At 46.6% G+C, this 26,933-nt stretch carries 27 protein-coding genes; all 27 read right to left on the bottom strand.

The annotated features are described in order from the left end of the window. Nucleotides 1-134: 134 nt before the first annotated feature. Nucleotides 135-1,265, bottom strand: a complete 1,131-nt coding sequence (locus ACXHJ1_RS09150; RefSeq protein ID WP_019688811.1) for a glycosyltransferase family 4 protein — start codon at nt 1,263-1,265, stop codon at nt 135-137. A gap of 137 nt (nt 1,266-1,402) precedes the next feature. Further along, on the bottom strand, nt 1,403-2,164 hold the full coding sequence (locus tag ACXHJ1_RS09145; protein ID WP_025366004.1) for a WecB/TagA/CpsF family glycosyltransferase: 762 nt from the start codon (nt 2,162-2,164) through the stop codon (nt 1,403-1,405). A gap of 8 nt (nt 2,165-2,172) precedes the next feature. Beyond that, the gene (gene csaB, locus ACXHJ1_RS09140) at nt 2,173-3,309 is read right to left on the bottom strand and encodes a polysaccharide pyruvyl transferase CsaB (RefSeq protein WP_107733895.1); all 1,137 of its coding nucleotides are present in this window, start codon (nt 3,307-3,309) and stop codon (nt 2,173-2,175) included. Next, entirely contained in the window at nt 3,285-5,300 is a 2,016-nt protein-coding gene (locus tag ACXHJ1_RS09135; protein WP_017427129.1) for a DUF5693 family protein, read from the bottom strand. The genes csaB and ACXHJ1_RS09135 overlap by 25 nt, the downstream gene beginning before the upstream one ends. 260 nt (nt 5,301-5,560) lie before the next feature. Beyond that, nucleotides 5,561-7,279: a phospho-sugar mutase gene (locus ACXHJ1_RS09130; protein ID WP_016822897.1), complete on the bottom strand. Its 1,719-nt coding sequence runs from the start codon at nt 7,277-7,279 to the stop codon at nt 5,561-5,563. Nucleotides 7,280-7,376: 97 nt separating this feature from the next. Beyond that, nucleotides 7,377-7,823, bottom strand: a complete 447-nt coding sequence (gene fabZ, locus ACXHJ1_RS09125; protein WP_013373420.1) for a 3-hydroxyacyl-ACP dehydratase FabZ — start codon at nt 7,821-7,823, stop codon at nt 7,377-7,379. 893 nt (nt 7,824-8,716) lie between these two features. Then, the gene (locus ACXHJ1_RS09120; RefSeq protein ID WP_019688814.1) at nt 8,717-8,929 is read right to left on the bottom strand and encodes a DNA-directed RNA polymerase subunit beta; all 213 of its coding nucleotides are present in this window, start codon (nt 8,927-8,929) and stop codon (nt 8,717-8,719) included. 10 nt (nt 8,930-8,939) lie between these two features. Continuing rightward, complete coding sequence (locus tag ACXHJ1_RS09115) at nt 8,940-9,767, bottom strand: flagellar hook-basal body protein (protein ID WP_025366008.1); 828 nt, start codon at nt 9,765-9,767, stop codon at nt 8,940-8,942. Nucleotides 9,768-9,780: 13 nt separating this feature from the next. Further along, nucleotides 9,781-10,665, bottom strand: coding sequence for a flagellar hook-basal body protein (locus ACXHJ1_RS09110; RefSeq protein WP_016822894.1), 885 nt, complete (start codon nt 10,663-10,665; stop codon nt 9,781-9,783). A 123-nt stretch (nt 10,666-10,788) separates the two neighbouring features. Next, nucleotides 10,789-11,787 carry a rod shape-determining protein gene (gene mreB / locus ACXHJ1_RS09105; RefSeq protein ID WP_016324820.1) on the bottom strand — a complete coding sequence of 333 codons (999 nt, stop codon included), beginning with the start codon at nt 11,785-11,787 and terminating at the stop codon, nt 10,789-10,791. A gap of 171 nt (nt 11,788-11,958) precedes the next feature. Continuing rightward, the gene (spoIIID, locus tag ACXHJ1_RS09100; RefSeq protein WP_013373425.1) at nt 11,959-12,246 is read right to left on the bottom strand and encodes a sporulation transcriptional regulator SpoIIID; all 288 of its coding nucleotides are present in this window, start codon (nt 12,244-12,246) and stop codon (nt 11,959-11,961) included. 200 nt (nt 12,247-12,446) lie between these two features. Further along, nucleotides 12,447-13,187: a M23 family metallopeptidase gene (locus ACXHJ1_RS09095; protein WP_016822893.1), complete on the bottom strand. Its 741-nt coding sequence runs from the start codon at nt 13,185-13,187 to the stop codon at nt 12,447-12,449. Nucleotides 13,188-13,257: 70 nt separating this feature from the next. Next, nucleotides 13,258-14,697: a stage II sporulation protein D gene (spoIID, locus tag ACXHJ1_RS09090; RefSeq protein WP_457905982.1), complete on the bottom strand. Its 1,440-nt coding sequence runs from the start codon at nt 14,695-14,697 to the stop codon at nt 13,258-13,260. 215 nt (nt 14,698-14,912) lie between these two features. Continuing rightward, nucleotides 14,913-16,268: a UDP-N-acetylglucosamine 1-carboxyvinyltransferase gene (murA, locus tag ACXHJ1_RS09085; RefSeq protein WP_017427134.1), complete on the bottom strand. Its 1,356-nt coding sequence runs from the start codon at nt 16,266-16,268 to the stop codon at nt 14,913-14,915. Between the two features lie 325 nt (nt 16,269-16,593). Further along, a complete protein-coding gene (locus ACXHJ1_RS09080; protein ID WP_016822891.1) occupies nt 16,594-16,845 on the bottom strand; it encodes a DUF1146 family protein in 252 nt (83 codons plus the stop codon). A gap of 345 nt (nt 16,846-17,190) precedes the next feature. After that, a complete protein-coding gene (locus ACXHJ1_RS09075; RefSeq protein ID WP_016822889.1) occupies nt 17,191-17,604 on the bottom strand; it encodes a F0F1 ATP synthase subunit epsilon in 414 nt (137 codons plus the stop codon). A gap of 70 nt (nt 17,605-17,674) precedes the next feature. After that, complete coding sequence (atpD, locus tag ACXHJ1_RS09070; protein ID WP_016822888.1) at nt 17,675-19,075, bottom strand: F0F1 ATP synthase subunit beta; 1,401 nt, start codon at nt 19,073-19,075, stop codon at nt 17,675-17,677. A 121-nt stretch (nt 19,076-19,196) separates the two neighbouring features. Beyond that, nucleotides 19,197-20,063, bottom strand: coding sequence for an ATP synthase F1 subunit gamma (atpG, locus tag ACXHJ1_RS09065; protein WP_025366011.1), 867 nt, complete (start codon nt 20,061-20,063; stop codon nt 19,197-19,199). A 175-nt stretch (nt 20,064-20,238) separates the two neighbouring features. Continuing rightward, nucleotides 20,239-21,753 carry a F0F1 ATP synthase subunit alpha gene (gene atpA / locus ACXHJ1_RS09060; protein ID WP_016822886.1) on the bottom strand — a complete coding sequence of 505 codons (1,515 nt, stop codon included), beginning with the start codon at nt 21,751-21,753 and terminating at the stop codon, nt 20,239-20,241. A gap of 19 nt (nt 21,754-21,772) precedes the next feature. After that, entirely contained in the window at nt 21,773-22,318 is a 546-nt protein-coding gene (locus ACXHJ1_RS09055) for a F0F1 ATP synthase subunit delta (RefSeq protein ID WP_016822885.1), read from the bottom strand. Continuing rightward, nucleotides 22,315-22,803 carry a F0F1 ATP synthase subunit B gene (gene atpF / locus ACXHJ1_RS09050; RefSeq protein ID WP_013373436.1) on the bottom strand — a complete coding sequence of 163 codons (489 nt, stop codon included), beginning with the start codon at nt 22,801-22,803 and terminating at the stop codon, nt 22,315-22,317. Before atpF ends, ACXHJ1_RS09055 begins: the two co-directional genes overlap by 4 nt. A gap of 109 nt (nt 22,804-22,912) precedes the next feature. Continuing rightward, complete coding sequence (gene atpE, locus ACXHJ1_RS09045) at nt 22,913-23,137, bottom strand: F0F1 ATP synthase subunit C (protein WP_007432750.1); 225 nt, start codon at nt 23,135-23,137, stop codon at nt 22,913-22,915. Nucleotides 23,138-23,242: 105 nt separating this feature from the next. Further along, nucleotides 23,243-24,067: a F0F1 ATP synthase subunit A gene (gene atpB / locus ACXHJ1_RS09040; protein WP_016822883.1), complete on the bottom strand. Its 825-nt coding sequence runs from the start codon at nt 24,065-24,067 to the stop codon at nt 23,243-23,245. Between the two features lie 29 nt (nt 24,068-24,096). Beyond that, nucleotides 24,097-24,477, bottom strand: coding sequence for an ATP synthase subunit I (locus ACXHJ1_RS09035; protein WP_013312329.1), 381 nt, complete (start codon nt 24,475-24,477; stop codon nt 24,097-24,099). Next, nucleotides 24,470-24,733 (bottom strand): AtpZ/AtpI family protein, encoded by a 264-nt coding sequence (locus ACXHJ1_RS09030; RefSeq protein ID WP_016822882.1) that lies wholly within the window; start codon nt 24,731-24,733, stop codon nt 24,470-24,472. Before ACXHJ1_RS09030 ends, ACXHJ1_RS09035 begins: the two co-directional genes overlap by 8 nt. Before the next feature lie 167 nt (nt 24,734-24,900). Next, on the bottom strand, nt 24,901-26,067 hold the full coding sequence (wecB, locus tag ACXHJ1_RS09025) for a non-hydrolyzing UDP-N-acetylglucosamine 2-epimerase (RefSeq protein ID WP_457905981.1): 1,167 nt from the start codon (nt 26,065-26,067) through the stop codon (nt 24,901-24,903). A 110-nt stretch (nt 26,068-26,177) separates the two neighbouring features. Further along, complete coding sequence (gene upp, locus ACXHJ1_RS09020) at nt 26,178-26,807, bottom strand: uracil phosphoribosyltransferase (protein ID WP_013312332.1); 630 nt, start codon at nt 26,805-26,807, stop codon at nt 26,178-26,180. Nucleotides 26,808-26,933: the final 126 nt, after the last annotated feature.

Raw genomic sequence — 26,933 nt, 5'->3', positions numbered from 1 at the left:
TTTTTATCGGTAGCAAACATACAAAAAATTAGTAAATTCTCAAAAAAGGAGGGAGTTTTTTTACAGCAAACATCAAAAAAGCCTTCAAACCCGCGGTATACCGCTAAGCTTGAAGGCTTACATTTAAATTAAAATTATAATTTCGATCGCGTCTGGGAATCTGGCTTAGCCAACAACCGAATTAGTGTGTTAAGAACAGGACGTTTGGTTTTGCCAACGAGCCCAATAACTTCTGCCCCGATCTGTAGGAAGAACATCATGATACATATCACGACAAAGGTGACCCAGTTGGCTTCATTAAGCGCAGCCGACGATTGAATCACGGCTAATATACCGAAAAATACAGCAATACCGTAGATAATCAACACCGTCTGTCTGTGGCTGAAGCCTAGTTCGCGTAAGCAGTGATGCAAATGGCCTTTATCCGGTGAGAATATCGGTTTTTTCTGCAACTTGCGACGAATAATAGCAAAGAATGTATCTGACAAAGGCACACCGATAATAATCAATGGCGTAATAAATGATACGATAGCAATTTGCTTGAACCCAAGCATTGAAAGCATAGCCAGAGAGAAACCTAAAAATAAGGACCCTGTATCACCCATAAATATTTTTGCAGGATGAAAGTTGAAAAACAAAAATCCGATAATACTGCCCAACAGCACAAGGCAAAGCATGGCTACCATGTAATTGCCCATTAGTAGTGACATCACAGCGATCGTTCCAATCGCAATTCCTGAGACACCTGCAGCCAGTCCATCCAGACCGTCAATCAAATTGATGGCATTGGTCACACCTACGATCCAAAAAATCGTAAGCGGAATGGAAATCCAGCTTTCTAAGGAAGAGTATGCATCTTGAAAAGGTACATTTACAAAATCCACACGAATATCAAAAGCAAACACGACCATACACGCCACGGCAATTTGAGCCAAAAATTTCAATTTTGCATTAAGATCAAGACGATCATCGAGAGCACCGATCAATGTAATCAACGTACCACCAATCAGAAAGGCTGCAATAAAGTTAATATCCCGCGAGGACAGCATTCCGTCAGGCACAAAAGGTAACATCGCCAATAAGGACAACAGAAATGCCAAGAAAATCCCCAGACCGCCAAGACGCGGCATAATTCGGGTATGTACTTTTCGGGCATTCGGCACATCGACGGCTCCAACCTTCACAGCGAATTTCTTGACGAGCGGTGTCAGTAACAGCGCAAGTCCCAGTGCCATGATGAAACCAATAATATAGATCAATAACATTTGATCATTCGACCCCCAATTTTAAAGCAATGCCTTTTCAGATGTAACCGCATTGAATTATACTCTGATCAAAAATAAATACCAAGCCTCATATTCTGGCAAATTAGCGGGTTTTAAAGGCAGATTCAAGCTATTTATCACACTTTTGTGACGTTTTCTTTTTCACGCATCACTTTCACTGCGAATTTCGGCAACGCAAGCATTCTTTTGTAACGAGTGGGCTCTTTTAGAAGTCTATATAACCACTCGGCTCGTAGCTTTTGAAACAGTTTAGGTGCGCGTTTTGTTTTGCCTGATATAACATCAAAACTACCGCCGACCCCCATCATCACCGGCACACCAAGTTTCTCCTTGTATTTACCAATCCAAGGTTCCTGTGTGTCCGCTCCACGTGCTACAAACAACAAATCAGGGTTCGCTTCACGAATAGCCGCAATCACTGCTTCGTCCTCGTTAGGACCAAAAAAACCATCGCGCTTGCCACAAACCGTAATTCCGGGATAAAGCTCATGTACCCGCTGAGCGGTCGCCTGAATCACTTCAGGCGTCGATCCAAGTAAGTAAACTTTCCAATGATAGTTTTCTCCAGCTGCGAGCAATTCATGTAACAAGTCAAAACCCGCCACCCTCTCGGGTACAGGATGCCCAACATAGTTTGCAGCCCAGACCACACCAGTTCCATCCGGAACAATCAACTCTGCCTGTTTCATCACATTCATATACACTGGATCTTCCAATGCAGCCATTACCATAATCGGATTGGCAGTGATCACTTGATGGGGGCGGCGAGACTTCACCGCCTGAATTAATACATTTAATGTATCTTTCATATTAAGCCTTGATACCTGAACACCGAAAATCGGGACGGTAGGCACACTCGTAACCTTATCAACTGTCACTGTATCCATCATCCTTTGCGACACAAGTAATTAACGATATGTTGTGCTGGTAAGCGAGCCTCACTTTTTAACAAAGCAATTGCTGCCCCCTGGCTCTCAATCCATTGACTGCGCTGATCCAGCAGTCGTATGGACTCATTAGCCAGCTTTTGCCCATCCAGTGCATCTGTAGTACCTACAGGCTGGCTACCAACACGGCTGAGGAAATGATCAATTTTGGGATCGTAAGATATCCCCAACGGGGGCACCTGATGGGACGCTGCATAAATTAAGCTGTGCAGCCTCATCCCGATCATCAAACTACATCTGCTGACTTCCAAAAGCATCTGCTGCGGATCGGTAACTTGTTCACACATGCTGACAAGGCTTCCCGTCCCCCTAATATCCCCCAACAAATCCATTACCATCCTTGAAGCCTGTACGTCGTCAGGTAAATGGAATGGCAAGAAACGCAAGTGAACACGGCGTTCCGCGGCTAATCTTTTTAAGCCGTCTGCAATAGCCGTTAAATCGCGTTGTTCCTTATCCCAGTAGCGTACAGACACACCAACGACCGGGCGTTTATCCTCATCAGTCTCAGTTGCTGCATTATGCAGCTCGGAACCAGAGGGCAAAGGAAGCCCCATTACAGGGTCAGGAACAACATGAACAACCGGGCGTTTCAGTTTCATGGTACCCAGCAAAGCAGCAGATTGCTCATCTCTGACGGAAACATATTCACAGCGTTGAAACACAGATCGGATCATAGGATAAAATATCTTCCGCTGTACCGGGCCCATGCCCTGAGCGTATACAAACGTAGGCTTTCCAGCCCATTGAGCCAGTTTCAGAATCGCTAGATAATAAGGAATGCTTTTAGGGCTTGTAGCATCCTGGAGCAGACTCCCGCCGCCACTAATTAGCCCATCGCTGTTTTTAATCGCTCTCCGCACTTCTCCTAGGCTCATACGCGGAACAGCTTCTACTCCGTACATTTTCTGTGTCCAAGCAGGGTCAGAAGATAGAACAACAGGCTTGACCGTAATCCCCGCCTGACGACTCTCCTCTTCTAAAGCAGTCAGAATCGACTTGAGCACCGCTTCATCCCCACTATTGCGAAACCCGTAATAACCCGAGATTATTATCGTTTTAGCTGTGGTGACCATTTCTTCCAACATCCTTCCAGCACTTGCCACACGACAATTGCGATGATTCCCAGCACCAGACCCAATCCCAATCCCAACAGCCCGCGACTAAGCGAGAGTGCAGCTGGAGAGTGAATGTGAGCAAAGGTATCCACCATCGAGGCTTGACCAATAGCAGCTATGATCAGCAAATAGATTGCTTTGCGATATTTCAAAGCCAAGAATATCCCTGCAATAAACAGTGGGTGAGCCATTAAAAATTCCTTATTACGCGGGCGTACACCAAACGCATTCTCAAGGAAATTACGGAAAACCAGTTCTGTGTTCGACACCGTACCTGCGTTTCCAGTACGAGTCAAATAGTAGTAGCCTGCCGCTGCGATAACAGCCAATGCGATAACCCACAATACAGTAATCGGCGTACGTAACAGTTTGGAGATTTCCTCCCGTATAGAAACGCCACGATAAAAGAAAATATAAATCGCAGCCAAGAAGATCGGCAGAATGTGAAGCAAGCTTACACCTCTAAATTGGTTTAACACCAGACTGTAGGCAATGCTGTTCAACAGTGCAATAACAAAAGGCACTGCAGCCAGCGACAAGATCGCTGTCTGTACGTATAGTATAAGCGTTTGACTCAAACGTTGACCTACAGAAAGTTCAGGTCCCTGTTCACGTTTAATTCTGATCGTACGCACTGCAATGATCATTGCAACCGTAGGTCCGCTAATCGCTGCGAGCAGCGCCAAACCTTGTTCCATTAAGCTGGAGTTCAAAACATAAAGCCCTGCAGAGCCTACCAAACCGAGTGCAAATGCAAGCAGAGTCAATGCCGGAACGAAATAGGACACCATTATGGAGAAGAAAGCTAGTGCACCCAGTACGACGATCATTTTGAGATAGCGCTGAATGGAGGAATCGACCACTTGGAACGGTTCAGCTTGCCCAAGTTCAAACCCTTTTTTCTCCATTCGTTGTACAGCGTTGCCCGGTTTGTCTAAGCTGTGAATCAGGTTGTCAACCGAGTCTTTCACCTTGGCCTCAGCAACACTACGACTAGGCGCGGTATTCAGATACAACATGCGAATATTCCGATCCTTGGTGGCCAGTGCAAAACGATCGGCCAACGTTTCCACATCGAGCGTTGCATCTTTATCACTTAGTGAGTATAGACGCACCACATTATAATGGATATCGTAAGCAAGCTTATTGAAGCCTGCCTGCGGTTTTTTTAAGTTTTCGATAGCAGCTAGGCCAATATCATATTTGTTCAGCAATTTAGCAAATGCCGCTAAGCTATGCTCTTTCTCATTATCAGTAAAGCCTTTGACTGAATCACCTTCAAACAAAATGCGTTTTACACCATTTTGCTGAAAAGAAGCCAGCATCTCTTCCGTCAACTCCTGGTTATAGGGAAGGCTGTCACTCATGCGTGGAACAATAAAAAACCCTTTGCTCCGAAGCTGCTTCATAGCAATCGGGTCAGGCTGCATAGGCTTGAGATACGCATCCTCGGGGGATGTTTCCACAACAAGCCCCTCCTGTCCCTGATAACTCCACGGCTTTACGTTGATGCCCAAACTTGTAAACGTACGTAAAATTAACGGCTTTAGTGCCTCAGCATTTTCTTTGTCAGCGAAAACAACGTACGTATAATTCTCATTTGCAGGTGAAAGACGTTTTTCTAGATCCGCAACATTCTGAGTCGTATATGTTACAATACGGCCCGCTTTACGGAAATCATCCAGCGTACTTTCATACATCGCCATGCTGTTCACACCAGCCTGTTGTAAGCGGTCAAGCTGCTCATTCAGATAGTCCTGCGGATGAGCCTGATACGAAGCCGCCTCCGTCAAATCCCGATAATCGAATACAATCTCTACTTTTTTACTCGAGGATTCTGTCTTTACACGATCGGCGATGACTGGAATGGAAGCCAGCAAGCCAACAGCGACCAGAATCCACAACCATTTTCGAGAAGCCGTATTCCAATACTGCCATTTCTGATACACCAAAGAACCTCCTTAATATTCGGGATTTTGCAAAATTCAATGCTGCCCACTTGCCATTCTGCCCTTTAGGTAGGTCACTCATTGAATTTTGCAAAATCCTCCGTTGCCGGAATAAGCCTATTTTTCCAAAGCCTCTTCCAGGTTATTCTGCAATACAGAGAAATGACCTCCACGGCGTACTGCCCTTTGCCGTGAGAGGTCACCGATTACTCATTTCATATCTAATTACCTTAACCTATTCTATTATAAAGGGAATTTTCTCAAGCGTCTACGCGAGCCATAACAGCATCGACCAGCTGACCGATTCTTTGCTCCGCGTCTGACAGCGAGGAACCACGTACTGCAAAATATACTTTGATTTTAGGCTCTGTGCCCGAAGGACGCAGGCAGAACCATGAACCGTCCTCCAATAAAAACTTGAGTACGTTTTCCTGCGGAAGTCCGTCCAGGCCTTGTGAGTAGTCCAGTACTTTGTCTACCTTCACACCTGCAATCTCTTGAGGTGCGTTGCTGCGCCAATCCGTCATTTTGCCCTGAATTTGCTCCACTCCATTCTTCCCCTTGAGTGTACGAGACTCCAGCTTCTCAAGGAAGTAGCCAAACTGCTCGTACAGCTCTTGTAAAACATCATAGAGCGTCTTGCCTTGCGTGCTGTAATAAGCAGCAGCTTCAGCGATCAGCATGGCCGCCAAAACAGCATCCTTGTCACGAGCATAATTTCCTGCCAGATAGCCGTAGCTCTCTTCATAGCCAAACAGGTAGGTATACTCGCCAGTTTGGTCAAACTGGTTCATTTTCTCGCCAATATACTTGAAGCCAGTTAGCGTGTTAAACACTGTTGCTCCAAAATGCTCAGCAATAACTGCACCCATTTCGCTAGTTACGATGGTTTTGATAACTGCACCATTATTCGGAAGCTTGCCGGTTTCTTTCAGTTGATTCAGCAAGTAGTAAACCATAATGGCGCCGGACTGATTACCGGACAAGACCACATATTCGCCATCACGGTTTTTCACAACTGCCCCCATACGGTCAGCATCAGGGTCTGTTCCGATCAACAGATCTGCACCAATTTTCTCACCCAGCGCAATGGCCAGTTTGAACGCATCACGTTCTTCCGGATTAGGCGACTTAACGGTTGAAAATTCTGCATCTGGCTGCTCTTGCTCAGGCACAATATGCACCTGTTCAAAACCGATTTTTTCCAGCACACGACGAACAGGTATATTTCCAGTACCATGAAGAGGTGTAAACACAACTTTGAAGTTTTTGCCCGGTCCAGCTGCAATCAGTTCCCGGTTTACACTCACACTGGCTACCGTATCCACAAACGCTTCATCTTCCTCTTCTCCAAGCCAAACCAACAATCCCTGTGCCTCTGCTTCTTCACGTGTCAGACTTTTGATGTCAGCAAAAGAAGGAACCTCACGAATATAGCCAATCACCTTTTCAGCCTGATCAGGAACAAGCTGACCACCTTCATTATTGTATACCTTGTAACCATTGTACTCGGGAGGGTTGTGACTCGCTGTTACAACAATCCCTCCACTGGCACCCAAATGACGTACACTAAACGAGAGCTGTGGTGTTGGACGCAAGGAAGGGAACAACTTAGCTACGATACCATTGCCCGCCAGCACCAAAGCTGCATCCAGAGCAAACTCTGGCGAAAAATGACGCGAATCATGTGCAATGACAACTGAAGGTTTTCCTTCTTTGCCAGCATGCTGCTCTAAGATATAGCGAGCGAGCCCTTGAGTCGCACGTCCAATCACATAACGATTCATCCGGTTACTGCCTGCCCCGATCACTCCGCGCAGACCGCCTGTACCGAATTCCAGTTCTTTGTAAAAACGATCCTCTAGTTCTTGGTCGTTGCCTTGCAATGCGCGCAACTCCTGTTTGGTTTCTTCATCAATATAAGGGTCTTGCAGCCAGCTCTCAATGCCTTCTAATGCTTTTTTACTCAACTGCGTCATACGGAATTTCCCCTCTCCATTTTTGGGTTGTCAAAACAGGATCTCTATGTACACATGCACTCGGTTCAGACGTCGTGCTTATGTCGGCAGGGCTTGTCTATTGTGGTGGGTCTGATAAAGCAAACATAATCTCGCCCTCAGCTACTACCGTGTCGCCCACTTTCGCCGTAGCTTTCCCTTTGCCAAAAGCGCCTTTGGAACGAGTAATTTCCACTTCAAGTGTCAGCGTATCCCCAGGGACTACCTGTCCACGGAAACGGAAACCGTCCAACCCTGCCAAAAAGCCGATTTTGCCGCGATTGCTCTCTAGGTGCAGTAATGCGACTGCTCCGACTTGCGCCAACGCTTCAGTGATCAACACACCAGGCATAACGGGATAACCCGGAAAATGTCCAATGAAATGAGGCTCAGTCATCGTTACATTTTTAATGCCTACTGCTCTCTTCCCTTCCTCCAGTTCAATAATACGGTCCACCAACAAAAATGGCGGTCGATGCGGAATAATCTCCTGAATTTGATTAACATCCAATTGCAATTTGTCCATTTAGCTTAATAACTCCTCCCGCTTGCAGATTTCACTCTGTTCAGCCAGAGTTACTGCAAGCATAATATTACCCCGCTAACGCTGTATAAAAACAGCTCATCACGGCAACAATGTTAGATATCCTTCACCTACTGCAGAAGTGAAGGTTGAGATAAGGGGCTTTTTCCGCCGGTTACGCAACCAGAGGCGAGAAGAAGCCCTTTTGCTCGTGCTTGGTTTTACCCCGCAGTGTTATAAACTCCCCATCATTATACATTCATCAGGTGCAAAAAGAAAATTATGCGGAAGTACCATATTTGTTGCTCCTATTATGGAGTGAAGCGAAGTTTCAATTGAGTCAAGGTGAGCAGGCTACGGGGGATGGATCATTCTTCCGATCGCTGTTATCCTCAGATTTTCCATTATATAAAACCCGAAAGGGTTAAAATCCGAGGATAAAGGCGAACGCTATCGCTTCTTCAGAACGATTCCATCCCCTCCGCCAAGTTATTTTTGACTCATAGAGAAAGCCCACCTCAATAATACTCGCTTGTCGTGAAGGGCAGAGAAACAATCGGAGGACTCTGCGAATGGCCTACATTGGCCGCAATCCATGCGTGCTACGCTGGCGGCTCTTGCCGTCGGCGACATAACAAAACCCTGCGCCACTGGCACAGGGTTTTGTTTTCTATACTCCCCACACAATCGCGGGTGGTTTATTTTAATAAGAGTGGCCCTAATGGCGGGTAGCTAGCGGAGCGGGCAGAATTGTTTTGGAGAAGCACAGCGTTTGCCTTTATCCCCGGATTCAAACCTTGAATGCCTTAAAATCAAAATGAATCTGGGGATAACAGCAATCGGAAAAACAATCTGCACGCAGAGCGACCTTTCCCGCCCCCACTCATTAAAGTAAACTAAGGCGCAAATATAAGATCAATGACATGCTGCCAGGTTTTCCATTCAAATACGCCTGCCAGCCCTTGCTTACCTACAATTACATATCCTGCAATTAAGCCGCCTAACAGCGAGAACAGGAGCAGCAACGGAACTACGAAATAACGAGCAGTACGCCAGCGGGATTTAGTCTTTTCAGGCATCGGACGGGAATCAGATTGTTCTTCCTTCATCACCAAATCCTTAAGCCCTCAAATTGTTAGCCAGGTTCATCATGGTATCGCTAGAGGTTAATGCCCGTGCCGCCATTTGATACATCCGCTGGACTTGCATCATATCCGTCATTTCGCCCGCTAAATCCACATTAGACTCCTCAAGATAACCGGAACGCACAGATACGTCCGTTGGAACAGCACCTGCCACCCCTGCTGCACCGAATACGTCGGCTTCTGTCACGCCATTTGCTAACACAAACAGGTTATCATCCCGCTGTTGCAAACCTTCTGGACGCTGTACATCCATTAGCTTAATTCGCTGACCAACTGTCGGAGCGCCAGTTCCATTAGCACGAATCAGCAATTCGCCATCGGAGTTAATAGCTACTTTGGAACCCGCTGGTGCAGTCACAGGAACATCGTTATTATCCAGCACAGAATAACCTTCGGCAGTGGTCAACATCATCGTCTCATTATCATTCGGATCAGGAATAAAATGAAAGCTGCCATCACGCGTCCAAGCTTTTTGCCCATTTCCTTGGATTTCAAACAAAGCATTCCCCTGGATCGCCAGATCGGTAGGAAGTCCCGTCTCCTTGAGCGGACCTTGCTCCATATTTTTCATAATTGCGGCCGTTTTGACTCCGTAGCCCAAATTATAGCCGAGCGGCATCGCCCGTCCATTTTGGAGATACGTCGAAGGCTGTTGCTGCACATTAGCCAATACATCTTCAAAGGAACCTTGTTTACTCTTATAACCAACTGTATTGACATTGGCGATATTATCGGCAATTAAATCCAAACGCTGCTGCACACTGGCCATAGACACCATTGCGCCAATCATGGAGTTGTTCATCACTTACCCCCTGTTATACACGGCCTACTTCGTTAACGGCCTTGTCCAAGCTTTTATCATAAAATTGAATAACCTTCTGATTCGCTTCATACGCTCTTAACGCAGCCATCATATCCACCATCGACTGAGCAGCATCTACATTAGATACTTCCAGATAGCCCTGGCGAACAGATACAGTATCGTTAGCGGTCATCATTCTAGCCGTAGCACCATCCGTATCATTCAGACGGAAATTACCGTTGCCCTCACGAACGAGCTGGTATGGCCGATCAATAACACTAATTCCAAGCGTCGTTCCGAGCAACTGGTTAGATTGGCTGTCCACCAATTGACCCCGTTCATTTACTTTAAGCGCTGAGACAGGCCCCGTCAATTGAATTGGGTTTCCATTCGTATCCAACACTGCTGAACCAGTCGACGAAAGCAATGCTCCCGTTCCATTTACTTGAAAATGTCCATCACGTGTATAGCGGACATTACCATTATTGTCCCGTACCGTAAAAAACGCTTCTGGACGATAGGTGACTTCACCGTTAGCATTGATGAATTTTCCCGCCTGATCAAAAGCCATAGGTCGACCAGTAGCCGGGTCATTCACATTAATATTGGACTGTATCGCAAAATCCGTAGTTTGTCCACTATCCTTCAACGCTCCCTGAATGTAAGGAGAGAGGCTTTCCTCAGCAAAAACGCCAGTATTAAGCTTGCCGACCGTACGGTCCGGGTTATCAGGGTTTCCCCCCGTCATGGAAATAAGCATTTCGGGGAATGAGCGCTGAACGCTATTCTCCTGTTTATATCCCGTGGTATTCATATTAGCAATATTTTGCGTCACAGTGTCATGACGTCGTTGTTGTGTCATCATTCCGGCGGCCGCAGTATATAAACCTCTCAACATGTATTGTGCACCCCAATCCTATACTCTGCTCATCAATTATATGCTCGCATGGAGGCACTAAAGCCAAAATGCTAGGCAACCTGCCTGACCGCACACGAGTCTCTTATAGTCACTATCGGCAGATTAGAACTTTTTCTTAACCACATGATCCAAATTATCCAGCATAATTCCTGTACCTTTAACGACACAATGCATCGGATCTTCGGCAACCAGCACTGGAACACGCAATTCTTCAGCAAGCAGCTCGTCCAAACCGCTAAGCAACGCACCACCGCCAGTCAAAATGACACCACGGTCAATAATATCGGCTGATAGCTCCGGTGGCGTCTGCTCCAGTACAAACTTAGCTGCAGCTACAATCGCTGACACGGGATCTCTCAGCGCGTCCTGCACTTCTTCCGCGGAAATACTTAACGTTTTGGGCAATCCGGATACCATATCCCGTCCACGGATGTCCATCTCAGCACGTCGTCCGCTCGGATGCACGGTTCCGATAGCAATCTTGATATCCTCAGCCGTACGTTCCCCGATGAGAAGCTTGTACTTCGTTTTCACATATTTCATGATGGCTGTATCAAATTTGTCCCCTGCCATTTTAATAGAAGAAGCTGTTACAACATCTCCCATAGAGAGGACTGCAACGTCTGTTGTTCCGCCACCAATATCTACGACCATGTTGCCGCTAGGCTCAAAGATATCCATTCCGGCCCCGATGGCAGCCGCCTTTGGCTCTTCCTCCAAAAATACTTCTTTCGCCCCGCTACGCTCCGCCGCTTCACGAATCGCTTTTTGCTCCACTGAGGTAATGTTCGTCGGCGCACAAATCAAAATACGAGGGTGGCTGTACCAGCTTTTACCCCCTACCCGATTAATAAAATATTTTAACATCGCTTCCGTTACTTCAAAATCGGCGATGACACCATCACGTAATGGACGGATGGCTATGATATTACCAGGAGTACGTCCTACCATACGGCGCGCTTCTTCTCCGACAGCCAGAACTCTTTTTGTATCGCTTTCTATCGCAACAACGGAAGGTTCGTCAAGAACAACCCCCTTACCTTTGACGTGGATAAGCACGTTGGCCGTACCGAGGTCGATACCGATATCATTACTGAACATATTAAAAAGGCCCCCAAAGTGATATTTTAAAAAGCTAAGATTCGACAAGAAGCGGCAAATATATGTATAAACCTACGGTTACATGTCATTTTTCGTCTTGTACCATCTTTTAACATATCATACTTCAGGGGGTTGATTCAATGGCTTTGCCAGCCAATTCACTATATATTTTTAGGACTTGCCAGAAACAAGAATTCCCCTTCTTTTCCCACTCGTTTTTTTGTATTTAATTTTCGTCGCTTCACCCCCCCGCAGATGACGGATGGATTTATGGTATTCGAGAATGTGCTTCACCTGATCGGCAAGATCCGGGTTAATCTCAGGCAGCCGTTCGGTCAGATCTTTATGCACCGTGCTCTTGGAGACACCAAATTCCTTGGCAATCGTACGGACCGTATTCCTTGTTTCCACGATACAGCGACCGATTTTGATGGTCCGTTCCTTGATGTAATCGTGCACGCTCCCGCCTCCCTACTGTGGATAGTTTGGTACATTATATGAGGAGCGTGCCTATATATTCGCGGTTTGGTGGTAAGACATGCTTCGGAAGGCCTATTTATTTGGCAAAAGTAGCTTATGTTTACCTTATGCGCTAAAACTACACAAGAAAAAAGCAGGGAATATGAATTCCCCGCTTTGCATGCAAAGCTATGACCCATTTATTTTTTAGGAAGCAGACCTGTTGGATTCACCGGCTTGTCATCCTGGTACACTTCAAAATGCAGATGTGTTTTCAAATCCTTTTCGAGCTCATTGCGACCTGCTGAAGCAATCACATCATTTTGTTTCACTTGATCGCCTTCTTTTACTTTCAGATCGCTCAAGCTTTGGTACACTGTTTTGAGATTATTATCATGCGTGATTTCTACGACGTTACCTACCAGCGGATGTTGTTCCACACGGGATACTTTCCCACTCAGTGCAGCTCTCACTTCAAACGCTTGATCGTCGGACCGAGAAAGGTCAATCCCGGTGTTAGCGGTAAATGTTTTATCGTACTCTACCATAGCTGCCGCTTGCTCATCAGCCGTCGCGTTTTCGTCAAAGAAAGGCTTAACGACCTGCACTGCGCTAGCATCTGCCACCGGCCATGCGATATTTTCCGACTGAGCAACAACCTCCACACTTTCTGGTTGTTGTTCGTTAACATCGGTACTCACTGCGCTTGTGCTTTGTACCGATGGACTAGCTGGGTCTGGTTTGAAAGACTTATGGCTAGCATCCTGATAGACCCACACTAAGGTTAGTATAATGGCTGCTGCGGCAATGTAGGCTGCCGGGTATGCCCACCTTTTGGACAACAGCTTTTTCCACGAAGACGGCCGTGAAGCTCTTCCACCCTGAAAGGTTTTGGGTGTATCTTCATGATTTTGGTTCTGGTTTTTATTTTGTTCACTCATTTGCTCATCACCTCAGTAACCAGTGTTACCGGGCGCAACTCTTTTATACTTCAAAGTTACGAAAAATTTACTAACTTAGAATACGAGAGGCATTCGCAAAAGAAATGCCAGTATAATAGTGAAGAAGAATCTGAGTGGCCGTATGGCCTTCCTTGGCCATTCCGTTGGCTCCCCACTGACTCATACCGACGCCATGGCCATAACCGTAGGTCGTTATAGCAATCCGATCCCCTTCGGTCTTCCACGTAAATTCAGCCGATCGTAGCCCTAGTTTGTTACGAATCTCCGGTCCCGTAAAGAGCGAACCTCCCACCTCAATCTTTTTGATGCGATGCCCTTCTGTTTTGGAGAGTATACGAATCTCTGGCATACTCCCCCCTCCAGTAGAAGCAGTGACCGCAGCACGACTCAATCCTAATCTATCGAACAAGCTCTGACGGCTCAGTGTAACGGTTTCTGTAAAACGAGGAGCCAACTGCTTGTCCCATGGACTGGACACACTTCGTAAATAGGGCACGGCCTTCGCCCATACATCCTCTGAATTTTCGGTATAGCCGTTGCTGGTAGAAAAAAAAGAAGCTGTAATGGGTTTGCCATCATATACCATGATTGTATCCTTGGTGTCGCGTACAGCCTGACGAATTTTAGTCAGATCTGCGGATTTACCAGAATGCTCCCATTCTCTAGTAAGTTTAGCTTTGGAGATGTAAGCCTGGTGTTTAACGGTATCTGTCACATCTGCGCCCGCCGGGGCACCACTGGTATCATCAGCCAACAAACGCCGGGTAATGAAGGTACGCGCGGCAATGGCCTGTGCCTTCAATGCCTCTTCCTCAAAGCTGGGCGGCATTTCAGCTGCTACTACGCCGACAATGTATTGCTCCAAAGGCAGTGTCTCCGTCCGGCCAGTAGACGTGACGTACACCCGCACGTCCGGCTCTGCCGCAGCCGGCACGCTGCGCGCTGGAGCAGCCGGTACGGCTGGCATCGGCGGGACACCCGGCAGGCGCGTAACGGGCGCCTCGCTCTTTGCCGCCGTATTAGGCTGCGCGGGTGCGGCTGTGCGGCTCCCAGACGGCAAAGGCTGCACTGCCTGACGTGGCCATGCCATTAGTGCGGGCACCGCCATGGCAAGCACCAGCACCCCTGCCATGGCGGCAAAGGGCAGCCATGGGCGGCGGCTCCCCCAACGCGGGGCTCGCCCGGCTACAGGCCGCAGATGCGGCTGCGGTCCCTGCCGCCTGCTTGCGTCGTATGTGTTACCGGGAGCTGTTCCAGTGTCAGGAAGCATCGCACCGACAGTGTGTATAGTGGAAGTCAACGCTGTGGTACGCCGATGGGTCTTGGCGATAGGCGGCAATGCGCCTGTTGTGCCTGGTTGCTGCTGCATAAGCTTATTTTTCTGCAACGAAGTTGCTATAGAGCCAGAGCTTTCCTTCGCAAGTGAGGCCTGGCGATGTTCCTTAGGATGATGTATTGGTATACGGATGCGAACCTGTGAATCTTTCATAAGCTGAAACCTCCATCAAAGGGTTAAGTGTCCGGCTAAAGTACACATATACTCCAGCAGATATTCTCAATCATATGAGGTCGTCCACTTTGATAGAACCGTTTTGAGAGAACTGAAAGAATGAAAAAGACAGGCAGCAAAAACACAAAAAAACCAAGTCCTTTCGGACTTGGTTCTAATGGTTCAAGTTAATACTTATGCCAATACGTTAAAGGTTAGGCGAGGGAAGGTTGAATCTTCTTGAACAGATTCCCTGACGTTTCTTCTGCCACAACGCGCTCTGTGCTGGCCGAATGATCCAGTTTGGATTCATCTACAGTCACTCTGTAAATATCCGCTCCCAATCCAGTCAGTTTCTCAGCCAAATGAACGTAACCACGATCGATGTGATGAACGCCAGATACCTCCGTTGTACCTTCCGCAATAAGTCCGGTCAGAATTAACGCAGCTCCTGCACGCAAATCTGTCGAGGTTACTTTCGCACCCGTCAGCTTAGCATTGCCAGTTACAATCGCCGAACGACCTTCGACCTTAATTTCCGCATTCATGAGATGAAATTCATCCACATGCATGAAACGATTTTCAAACACAGTTTCCGTAATGATGCTCGTTCCTTCAGCGGCAAGTTGAAGTGCCATCATTTGAGACTGCATATCGGTCGGAAACCCAGGATAAGGCAGCGTTTTAACATCAACGGCCTTTAGCGGCTTATCCGCAATGACACGAATACCATTTTCATCGGGTTGAATCGTTACACCCATTTCTTCCATCTTGGATATAACCGGTCCCAAATGATCGGATATCGCGCCTTCTACATATACGTTCCCGCCTGTGATCGCAGCAGCAACCATATAAGTACCTGCTTCTACCCGGTCGGGAATGACCGTATGTTTTACACCATGCAGCTTCTCGACGCCTTCTATACGAATTACGCCTGTGCCTGCACCGCGTACTTTGGCTCCCATGCCATTCAGGAAGTTGGCGAGATCAACGATCTCAGGTTCCTTAGCAGCATTCTCAATGGTAGTTACGCCCTCAGCAAGAGTAGCGGCCATCATAATATTCTCGGTTGCTCCTACGCTGGCTACATCCAAATAAACTTTAGCTCCGCGCAGACGACCGTTACTTTTAGCTTCAATAAAGCCCTGGCCCAAGCTTATCTCGGCGCCCAACGCTTCGAACCCCTTCAAATGCTGATCAATAGGTCTTGTTCCAATTGCGCATCCGCCTGGAAGCGAGATTCTTGTACGTCCCAAACGTGTAAGCAATGGCCCCATAACCAAAAATGATGCGCGCATTTTCCTAACCCACTCGTAAGGGGCTTCACAGGAAATTATCTTCCGCGCGTCAACACGAATGACCTCGTCTTGGTATGTAACGCCTGCTCCTAAGGACTCCAGCACTTTGTTAATGGTCATCACATCGTCTAGAGGAGGTGCATCCATAATAACACTTTCTCCTTCTTCTCCTAACAGAGAAGCGGCGATGATCGGCAGAACTGAGTTTTTGGCTCCGCTGACTTTGACACTCCCGGTCAATCTGTTGCCACCGCGGACGATAAATTTGCTCATCTATGGTTCCCTCCGCGCGTCATTTCTCTTTTCCATTTTTGAAAAAAAGAACATATTCCGCTATTTTCATGCCTTGCTTTTTCATTACATAAAAAAACAAGATTTTACTAATACCCTAACTGCCATCATACCACTGATTAAAACAAGTATACAAGCGTTTTTTTGTACTTGACGACCATTGCGTTCTAACTGATTGAGCCAGTTATACATGTATGGTTCTTTTGTTTACCATTGTTAACAATATGGCACGATGTTATTCGACAATTCCTGCAACATCCACAGTCATAAAATCATATAACCCGCCTACTTCATGTTAAAACAAATTCTAGAGCATCTGGCTCCAAGAGATGTAGTTCAACAAGAAACCAGAAACCAACTGTCCCAAAATTATAGCAAGAAACAAGTGCAGCAATCTGCCCTGCGGTCCTTTGGGTTGCCGGATTAACAAATCCAGCTTTAAGCTTTGCAAAGCCCACCAAGCTAACGCTATACAGACGAGCGATACGATCATGGAGATCAGCGCGGTCATACTCGCCGATTGACTTAACTGTTCAGCCAACTGCTGCTTCCCGTTCATCCGTAATTCCTCCCATCTGCGTCACAGACTTCTTTATAATACTCGGCGAGCGCCTAATATGCCAGTGCTATTTCTGTTTCCAGTACATTTATTTCGACAAAATGTGAATAATCACTTCTGTTTCGCGAATTTAAAAGGTACTAAATACCTAGCCATCAAACAAGAAATAGGACTATATTTTTGGAAAAGACAGCTAAAAAAGGGCTCGATCACAGTGATCGAAGGAAGCAAAGGCGTCACTTACCTTCTGCAGGCATTCTTGGGCAGAAGTTATGAAGTGGTCTCTTTGTCATTCCATCCGTATACTATGCCGAACCCTTTTAAAATTCCACTCAAAATCCAATATTAATTCTTATTGGTTCTGATACTTGTAGCATTCAATCGGTTAAGCGCCCGTTGCAGAGCGACTTCTGCCCGATGATGATCTATCTGTTCCTGCTTGCTCTGGAGCCGCAGTTCTGCCCGCTCCCTTGCCGCACGGGCACGCTCCACATCAATATCTTCGGAACGTTCCGCACTCTCAGCCAAAATGACCACTTTATCTTTGCGGACTTCAACAAAGCCCCCATTGACCGCGATCACTTCAGTTTGACCACCGATTTTAATACGTATCGGTGCAATCTTCAAGGGAGTGACCAAGGGAAGGTGTCCTGGTAAAATCCCAAGATCGCCTTCCGAGCCGCGAACACTGATGCTGTTTACCTGTTCCGTATAGACCAGGCGCTCCGGCGTCACAATCTCTAGTAAATACGTGCTCACTTGAATCCCTCCTGGAAGCTGTCCGCAGACAGCTCACTTCGTAAGGCTCGGCTATTCTCTGCCTGTATGTTTACAACGTTTTAGCTTTTTCAACTGCTTCTTCGATGGCTCCTACAAAAAGGAAGGCCGCTTCTGGAAGGTGGTCATACTTGCCCTCCAAAATTTCTTTGAAGCTTCGTACAGTTTCTTTAACCGGCACATATTTACCCGGGAAGCCGTTAAATGCTTCGGCAACATGGAAAGGTTGTGAAAGGAAACGCTGGATTTTACGGGCACGTGCTACCAGCATTTTATCTTCTTCACTCAACTCGTCCATACCCAGGATCGCAATAATATCCTGAAGCTCATTGTAGCGGGCCAAAATTTGTTTTACCCCTTGCGCTACATTATAATGCTCTTCACCCACAACGTCTGGAGCCAAAATACGGGAGCTTGATGCGAGTGGATCAACCGCTGGGTAAATACCCATTTCGGAAATTTTACGTTCCAGGTTTGTTGTAGCATCCAAATGGGCAAACGTCGTAGCAGGAGCCGGGTCAGTGTAGTCATCCGCAGGCACGTAGATTGCCTGAATGGAAGTAACTGAACCTTTTTTAGTAGAAGTAATCCGTTCTTGCAATTGACCCATCTCAGTTGCCAGCGTAGGCTGGTAACCTACTGCGGAAGGCATACGTCCCAACAGGGCAGAAACCTCAGAACCTGCTTGGGTAAAGCGGAAAATGTTATCAATAAAGAGCAACACGTCACGGCCTTCTTGATCACGGAAATACTCAGCCATCGTCAGACCTGTGAGGGCAACACGCAAACGCGCACCCGGAGGCTCGTTCATTTGTCCAAACACCATCGCTGTTTTGTTGATAACGCCGGAATCTCTCATTTCATGGTACAAGTCATTTCCTTCACGTGTACGTTCACCTACACCTGCGAATACAGAAATACCACCATGCTCCTGAGCGATATTGTTAATCAATTCTTGAATGGTTACGGTTTTACCTACACCAGCACCACCAAACAATCCGACTTTACCACCTTTGGCATAAGGAGCCAGCAAGTCGATAACCTTAATACCAGTTTCGAGCATCTCTGCTTGAGTTGTCAATTCTTCGAAAGAAGGCGCTTGACGGTGAATCGGATTTCTAGCCGTTTCACTCATATCAGCACCATTATCAATTGGCGTTCCAAGCACGTTAAATACACGTCCAAGAGTAGCTTCGCCGACAGGTACCGAGATAGGCGCTCCCAGATCTATTGCTTCAGCTCCACGAACCAAACCATCTGTGGAAGACATGGCAATACAACGCACACGGTTGTCACCTAGATGTTTTGAAGCTTCGAGCGTCAGATCAATTTTGACTCCGCTCTCCAGCACAGTCCCAATATGAATGGCATTCAGAATTTCCGGAAGCTGCCCACGTTCAAACTCAACGTCGACAACCGGACCCATGATGCTCACTACGCGTCCTTTGTTCATCTTTTGGTTTCCCTCCTACAAGCTTGCACAGCCGCAAATCCGAACCATTCTGATTGGTTTTGCGCCCGCAATTTATCATAATAGTGTAGACCCTGTTATAAAACAGTCGCAAGAAGTCGCATTAAGACTGAGCGTTAGCCCCTGCGACAATTTCCGTAATTTCCTGGGTAATAGCCGCTTGACGAGCACGGTTATAGGTTAAGGAAAGCTCTCCAATCAACTTGGTAGCATTCTTCGTAGCTGATCCCATTGCCGTCATCTTCGCTCCCAGCTCACTTGCTTTACCATCCAGCAAAGCGCCGTAAATGAGCGTTTCCGCGTAACGCGGCAGCAATACTTCAAGCACACCTTCTGGTGAAGGTTCATACTCATAGTTAATTGAGGATGAAGTCGTAGCAGAATCCGGTGTTGCCATCGGTAACAAACGATCAACTGTTGGAATTTGAGTCAATGCGTTGACAAAGCGGTTATAGCATAGATAAAGCTCATCAAATTCTTTAAGTTCAAAGCCTTGTACTGCCTTGCTAGCAATCGTTTTGATATCTGCAAATGCAGGTGTATCTGACAGATCTGTTACCGATTCAGCGATAGGAAATTCACGACGTCTGAAATAATCCCGTCCTTTTCGCCCAATGATGAAAATCATAAATTCATCCTGTGAACGGTGACGTTCAGCAATCGTCTGCGTAACCTGTCGCAAAATATTGGCGTTGTAACCACCAGCCAGACCACGATCAGATGTAATGATGAGATAAGCCGTCTTTTTAACTGGACGCGTCTCTAGCATTGGATGCTTGATGTTATTCGCTCCAGAAGCAATGCTACTCACAACTTCTTTAAGCTTTTCCGAGTAAGGACGAGCCGATTCCGCTTTTTCCTGAGCTTTTCTCAGCTTGGATGCAGCGACCATTTCCATTGCTTTCGTGATCTGCTTCGTACTCTGCACACTTTTAATCTGACGTTTAATCTCGCGCATACCTTTTGCCATGATTTCACCACCTTCAAGCTTTGACAAAGCCAAAGCTAACTTCGTAAGATTCAAATCCAGCCGGACATATGTTAAAGGGCCTGTTAGTGAGGGTAAAACATGCCAAGGAAGCCACAACCCAGAGGGTACGCTTCCTTAGGACATCTTTCATCATAAACAGGCAAATTCCAATGTATTAAACCGACGTGGCGAATGATTTTTTGAATTTCTCGATAGCTGCCTTCAAAGCTGCTTCATTATCAGCAACCAAATCTTTCGTGTCGCGGATAGATTGAAGCACATCCTGATGATCGGACTCCATGAAAGACAGGAAGTCTTTTTCAAAACGTTTTACATCCGCTACAGGAATATCATCGAGGAAGCCTTTTACAGCAGTATACAAGCTCACTACTTGTTGCTCTACAGCAAGCGGTTGGTTAACACCTTGTTTCAAAATTTCCATCATGCGTGCACCGCGATCGAGACGGGCTTTGGTGGATTTATCCAAGTCGGACCCGAATTGGGAGAACGCTTGAAGCTCACGATATTGAGCGAGATCCAGACGCAGGGAACCTGCAACCTTTTTCATCGCTTTAATCTGAGCGGAGCCACCTACACGAGATACGGAAATACCTACGTTGATCGCCGGACGTTGCCCTGCATAGAACAAGTCAGCTTCCAGGAAGATCTGTCCATCCGTGATGGAAATAACGTTAGTTGGAATATACGCAGAAACGTCGGAAGCCTGTGTCTCGATGAACGGCAATGCGGTAAGTGATCCGCCACCGAGCTCATCATTCAGCTTCGCTGCACGTTCCAGCAAGCGAGAGTGCAGGTAGAAAACGTCACCCGGATATGCTTCACGACCCGGTGGACGACGCAGCAACAGGGAAAGTTCCCGGTAAGCAGACGCTTGTTTAGTCAAGTCATCATAAACAACGAGGACGTGCTCGCCTTTGTACATAAAGTACTCACCCATGGCACAGCCAGAGTAAGGAGCAATGTACAGCAATGGTGATGGTTCGGAAGCAGATGCCGTAACGACAATCGTGTATTCCAGCGCACCATGACGACGCAATGTTTCAACAACTTGAGCAACCGTGGATTGTTTTTGACCAATAGCAACATAAATACATTTCATGCCGTTGCCTTTTTGGTTCAAAATAGCATCAATTGCGATAGAAGTTTTACCCGTTTGACGGTCACCGATAATCAGCTCACGTTGACCACGACCAATCGGAACCATCGCATCAATAGCTTTAATCCCTGTCTGCATAGGCTCATGTACCGATTTACGGGCCATAACGCCTGGAGCCTGACTTTCAACCGGACGGAATTCTGTTGTAGCAATCGGTCCTTTACCGTCTACTGGTTGTCCCAGCGGGTTAACTACACGTCCGATCATTGCTTCGCCTACAGGGACTTGCATGATCTGACCTGTACGTTTTACTTGACCACCTTCGCGAATGTCGGAGAATTGACCCAAAATAACAACACCGACATTGCTCTCTTCCACATTGAGCGCCAAGCCCAATACGCCAGTGTCGAATTCGACCAATTCACCGGCCATAACTTTTTCCAGTCCGTAGACGCGGGCAATACCGTCGCCGACTTCAACAACAGTGCCGACTTCAACGACCTCGATATCATTTTTATATTGTTCAATCTGACTTTTAATCAATGAACTGATTTCCTCAGGTTTGATACTCAAGTGTGTTCACCCCTATCTTCTATACTCGTCTGTTAAAGGATTTCTCGAGACGATCCAGCTTGCCGGCCAGACTGCCGTCGTACAGTGTATCGCCGATAACCACTTTCAATCCGCCCAGCAGACTCGGGTCCACTATATTTTCCACACGGATTGTTTTATGTTCACGGGTTCCGAATTCCTCGGCTACCGCTGTTTTTTCCTGATCACTTAAAGCATAAGTCGAATACACCTTAGCATGGGCAATCCCCAGCTTGTATTCCTGAATATCGAGATATCCGGCCAGGAGAGATTCGAACAAATCTGCTCTACTGCGCTGAATCAGCAGCTTAATCGTGTTAATCAGCGACGCAGACAACTTGCCTTCAAAATTGCTAGCCAGAACCTGAAGCTTGACTGCTTCCGTAATGTTAGGAGAATTAATGAATTTACGGATTTCAGCATCCCCCGATACAGCTTCTACAAAAGCACGTAGCTCCTGTTCGGTTTCCATAATGGTTTGCTCCTGCTCTGCTACTTCATACAAAGCTTTCGCATACCGTTTGGCAACTACCGTATCTCGGCTCATGCTTTGCCTCCTACCTCTTTAAGGTATTGGTCGACAAGCTCTCCCTGGACTTGGTCTTCCTTAATTTCCTTTTGAATCAGTTTGGAAGCAATTTGTACCGAAGCTTTACCCACTTCGCTGCGCAATTCGGCAACTGCCTTATTACGCTCGCTTGTGATTTCACGAACAGCTTCGTCTTTCAGGCGGACAGCTTCGTCTTTGGCCTGAATAATAATTTGTTCCGCTTGCTTGTTACCTGTTTGTTTTGACTGCTCTATAATATCGTAGGCTTCCTTACGCGCCTGCTGGAGAGCCTGCTTTTGCTCCTCAACATAAGCAACAGCCTGTTCACGTGTTTGTGCCGCCTCATTCATTTGCTGTAACACGAGTTGACGCCGCTTTTCCATAACGGAAAAGAGAGGGCCAAATGCATAGCGCGTCAGTAACCAGTACAAGATCAAAAATGCAATGATAGTGAAAACGATACTTGTCCAATTTAAACTCAATTGAAGTCACTCCTTTCCGGTGAACGTCGGTTCTGGGTCTTTCATGTTCAAACGAACAAAGAAGGCGCGGATGGCTGTGCCTTCCCCGCCAAACCTTGCTTCCATTCAATTAAGCACCTGCGTAGAAAATGAATGCCAGAACGACCCCGATGATTGGCAGGGCTTCGACCAGACCTACACCGATAAACATTACCGTTTGCAATGTTGCTTTAGCTTCAGGCTGACGAGCAATACCTTCAACTGTTTTACTTACGATCAGACCGTTACCAATACCTGCGCCCAAAGCGCCCAAACCTACTGCGATTGCAGCTGCGATATATGCCCAAACTCCCATTTTAAAAAATCCTCCTTAGTGATGTGTATTTGTGTTTTACATGTATTTGCAGTTAAGCGCGAAGCGTACTCCTGAACTTAACTAAAAACCGGAAAACGTGCTTGTCTAATGCTCTTCTTCATGCGTGTCAATGGACTGCGAAATATATACAAACGTTAGAATCGTAAAGACGAACGCTTGGATACTGCCGACAAAAATACTGAATCCCTGCCAGACTACGAGTCCCAATACGGAAGCAACCATACCTCCCACACCAAGTGCTGTCATTTTCAGCAGAACACTAATCAAAACTTCGCCGGCAAAAATATTACCGAATAGACGCATACCGTGTGTCAATAGTTTTGAGAACTGCTCAATCAAGTTAATTGGCAAAAAGAACGGAAATGGCTGAACGTAATGCTTGAAGTAAGCTTTGGTATTACGGAAGATCCCCAGGAAATGAACCAGGACAAAGATCATCAATGCCAGTCCAATGGATACCCCTGCATCTGCGGTAGGTGATTTCCACCAGCTGATACCTACATGGGCAGCTTCGCCCGGGTGAGACGCCTGTGCTTGTTCTAATGCTTCTTTGACTGGAATGATTTCATGTCCAAATACTTGGGCACTTTGCACATTATCGAATTCAGTCACAATGCCGAACGGTAAACCCAGCATATTGCCCACGAAAATGAACATGATCAGCGTCATCCCCAAGGAGAGGAATGGCTTCCCTTTTTTCAAATCCATCGTGCTGGAAATCAGTCCTTGAACGAATTCTACGACCCATTCCATAAAATTTTGCAACTTGCTCGGATTGTCCACAGACAAATTGCGCGTTGCAGCAAATGCCAGTCCAAATACAATCGCGCAGGTCACAACCAGCATAATAATGACGGACAAGTCAATGTTAAACCCGCCCAATTGGATAATCGGTGATTCATGCAACATGTTTTCTCACCCCTTTCTCAGTTGAGCTATCATTTTTCCTGAAGCGCGAATATGATGCCTATAATTAACAGAAGGAATTGTCCGGTCACCAAGCTTGCCATTACAGCGATCTCATGGAAATAGGCCGGGAATTCTATAGCCAGCACCACTGCCAAAATTGAGGTCCCTAATCGAACGCCAAAGCCAATACCAAACACTCTCTTCTTTCTTTCACCGGCGGCCGCACTCGCAACCTGTCGAATTTTGTAGGCCATATACAGCACATTTAGACAGCTTACTCCCGTTCCCAGAATGATTCCGTGAGCAATGTCACGATGTTGGGGCATGAAGGCGGAGACCAGGAAACACAGAGCCATAATACCAAGCGCCACGATCCATAACATTTTTTGCATACGGGTCATCTCATTCATGGTTATCCCTTAATACCTTTCCGATCACAAGGGCAATACTTAATGCGCCTACAACCAAGCCTGCGAGAACGCTTACGCCAATCCAAATTCCGGAGCCACCAAGTTTGGTATCAAGCCATTTTCCGGCATAGAAACCACCCAGTGTGCATATCGTCAAATCAATGCCGATCGCGCTCACCAGTCCTATAGCCTTAAAGGCATTTCCGGTGTTGTTTCGGTTGTTGTTTTGCTTGGAAGGTTTGACCACTTTTCTCATGTCACCCCTGCAATTCCAGTCCATTTTACTTAAATATAAGATGCTTTGTCAATTGAGATATTTTAGCGCCCTAAAGTATAAAAATCAGTCGACAAAGCATCTAAAAATGCTGTATCCCTTGGTAACCGTACAGTTTAACTGTATGCTTACCTTGTAAAGATTAATTATTACGAACGGACGCCTTTTGTGAACATTGTGTGAAATTCTTCAGGACGTTCTGTTTGAACACCATAATGGTGCAAAATCGCATTGACAATTCTTACAGATGCCTGTCCATCACCGTAAGGATTCGCTGCCTGACTCATAGACTCATACAACACGGAATCTGTCAAAAGAGCCTTGGTCCGATTGTACACGTTCTCTTCACTTGTACCCACCAGTTCCAAGGTACCCGCTTCAATCCCTTCCGGTCTTTCGGTCGTATCACGCAGCACTAGGACAGGTACTCCGAACGAAGGTGCTTCTTCCTGAAGACCACCGGAATCCGTAAGAATCAGATGCGTGTGTGGATAAAAATTGTGCAGGTCCACTACATCCAGCGGATCAATCAGCTTAATACGCGGATGGTTGCCCAAAATTTCAAATGCAGGTTCCTTCACAGCCGGGCTCGGGTGAACTGGGTACACAATAGCAATATCCTCAAATTCGTCTGCGATCCGCTTAACCGCATTAAAAATCTGACGATGCGGTTCCCCTTGGGACTCCCGGCGATGTGCTGTCATGAGAATCAGGCGTTTGCCCTGAGCCCAGTCCAGTACCGGATGCTCGTAGTCCTGGCGAACTGTATACTGAAACACGTCAGTTACTGTATTGCCTGTTACATATATTCGCGATTCAGGTTTATTTTCCTTCCGCAAATTTCCAGCCGATAAAGAAGTAGGCGAAAAATGCAGATCGGACAGCACACCTGTGAGCTGACGATTCATTTCCTCAGGATATGGAGAAAGCTTGTTCCATGTCCGCAAACCTGCTTCCACATGCCCTACTTCAATTTGCTGCATAAAGGCTGCATAGCTAGCCAAGAAAGTCGTCAGCGTATCGCCGTGAACCAACACGATATCAGGCTTGGCTTCACGCAATACGGGTTCCAGACCTTGAAGTACACGTATGGAGATTTCATTGAGTGTCTGGCGATCCTTCATTACATCCAGATCATAGTCAGGGTGGATATTAAAAACTTCCAGAACCTGATCAAGCATCTGGCGATGTTGAGCTGTTACGCATACTACGGACTCGATATGCTCCGGATGGCGCTGAAGCTCCAAAATGAGAGGTGCCATCTTAATCGCTTCCGGACGCACACCGAAAATGGTCATCACTTTAATTTTAGACATTTTCTGTTGAACCCCTTTTCATAATAAACGTCTGCTTCCCAGATCTTCCGTGATTCAGATAGATGATCTGTCTTAGCGTCCATAGATTGTGCCGAACCGCTAAAAGCAGTCTACTTAGTTCCGTACAAGCGGTCTCCCGCATCCCCAAGACCCGGAATGATGTAACCATGATCATCCAAACGCTCGTCCAGTGCAGCGACATAAATGTCTACATCAGGATGCGCATCCTGCACAGCTTTCACTCCTTCAGGAGCGGCAATCAGATTCATCATTTTAATTTGAGTACAGCCTCTTTTTTTCAACACATCAATCGCTGCGATCGCCGACCCGCCCGTTGCGAGCATCGGATCAATTACGATCAATTCACGTTCAGTTACATCCGTAGGCAGCTTCGTATAATATTCTACGGGTTGCAATGTCTCAGGATCACGGAACAACCCCACATGTCCTACTTTTGCAGCAGGCAAAAGCTTTACGACACCATCCAGCATACCCAGGCCTGCACGCAAAATCGGGATAAGGCCCAACATACGACCAGAAATCACTTTACCTTCAGTTTCAGCAACTGGAGTCTGTACCGTAATGCTCTCTAGCGGAATATCTCTTGTAATTTCATAAGCCATCAAAGTTGCTACTTCATCAACCAGTTCACGGAAATCTTTCGTGTTGGTCCGCACATCGCGGATAAATGTAAGTTTGTGTTGGATCAAAGGGTGATCGCAAACCACCAGTTTTGCCATAATATATTCCCTCCGGTATTATCGTCACGTTCTTCCGCACCAGCATATCGAACATCCTGATTCGAAAGGATCTATGTAACCTATTTGTACAAACCAAATAAGCACAGATGCAATGCGTGCCTGTAA

The sequence above is a fragment of the Paenibacillus sp. ALE2 genome (assembly GCF_054113385.1).
Note: the sequence above shows the minus strand (reverse complement) of the source record. Positions and strands in the feature narration are given on the sequence as shown.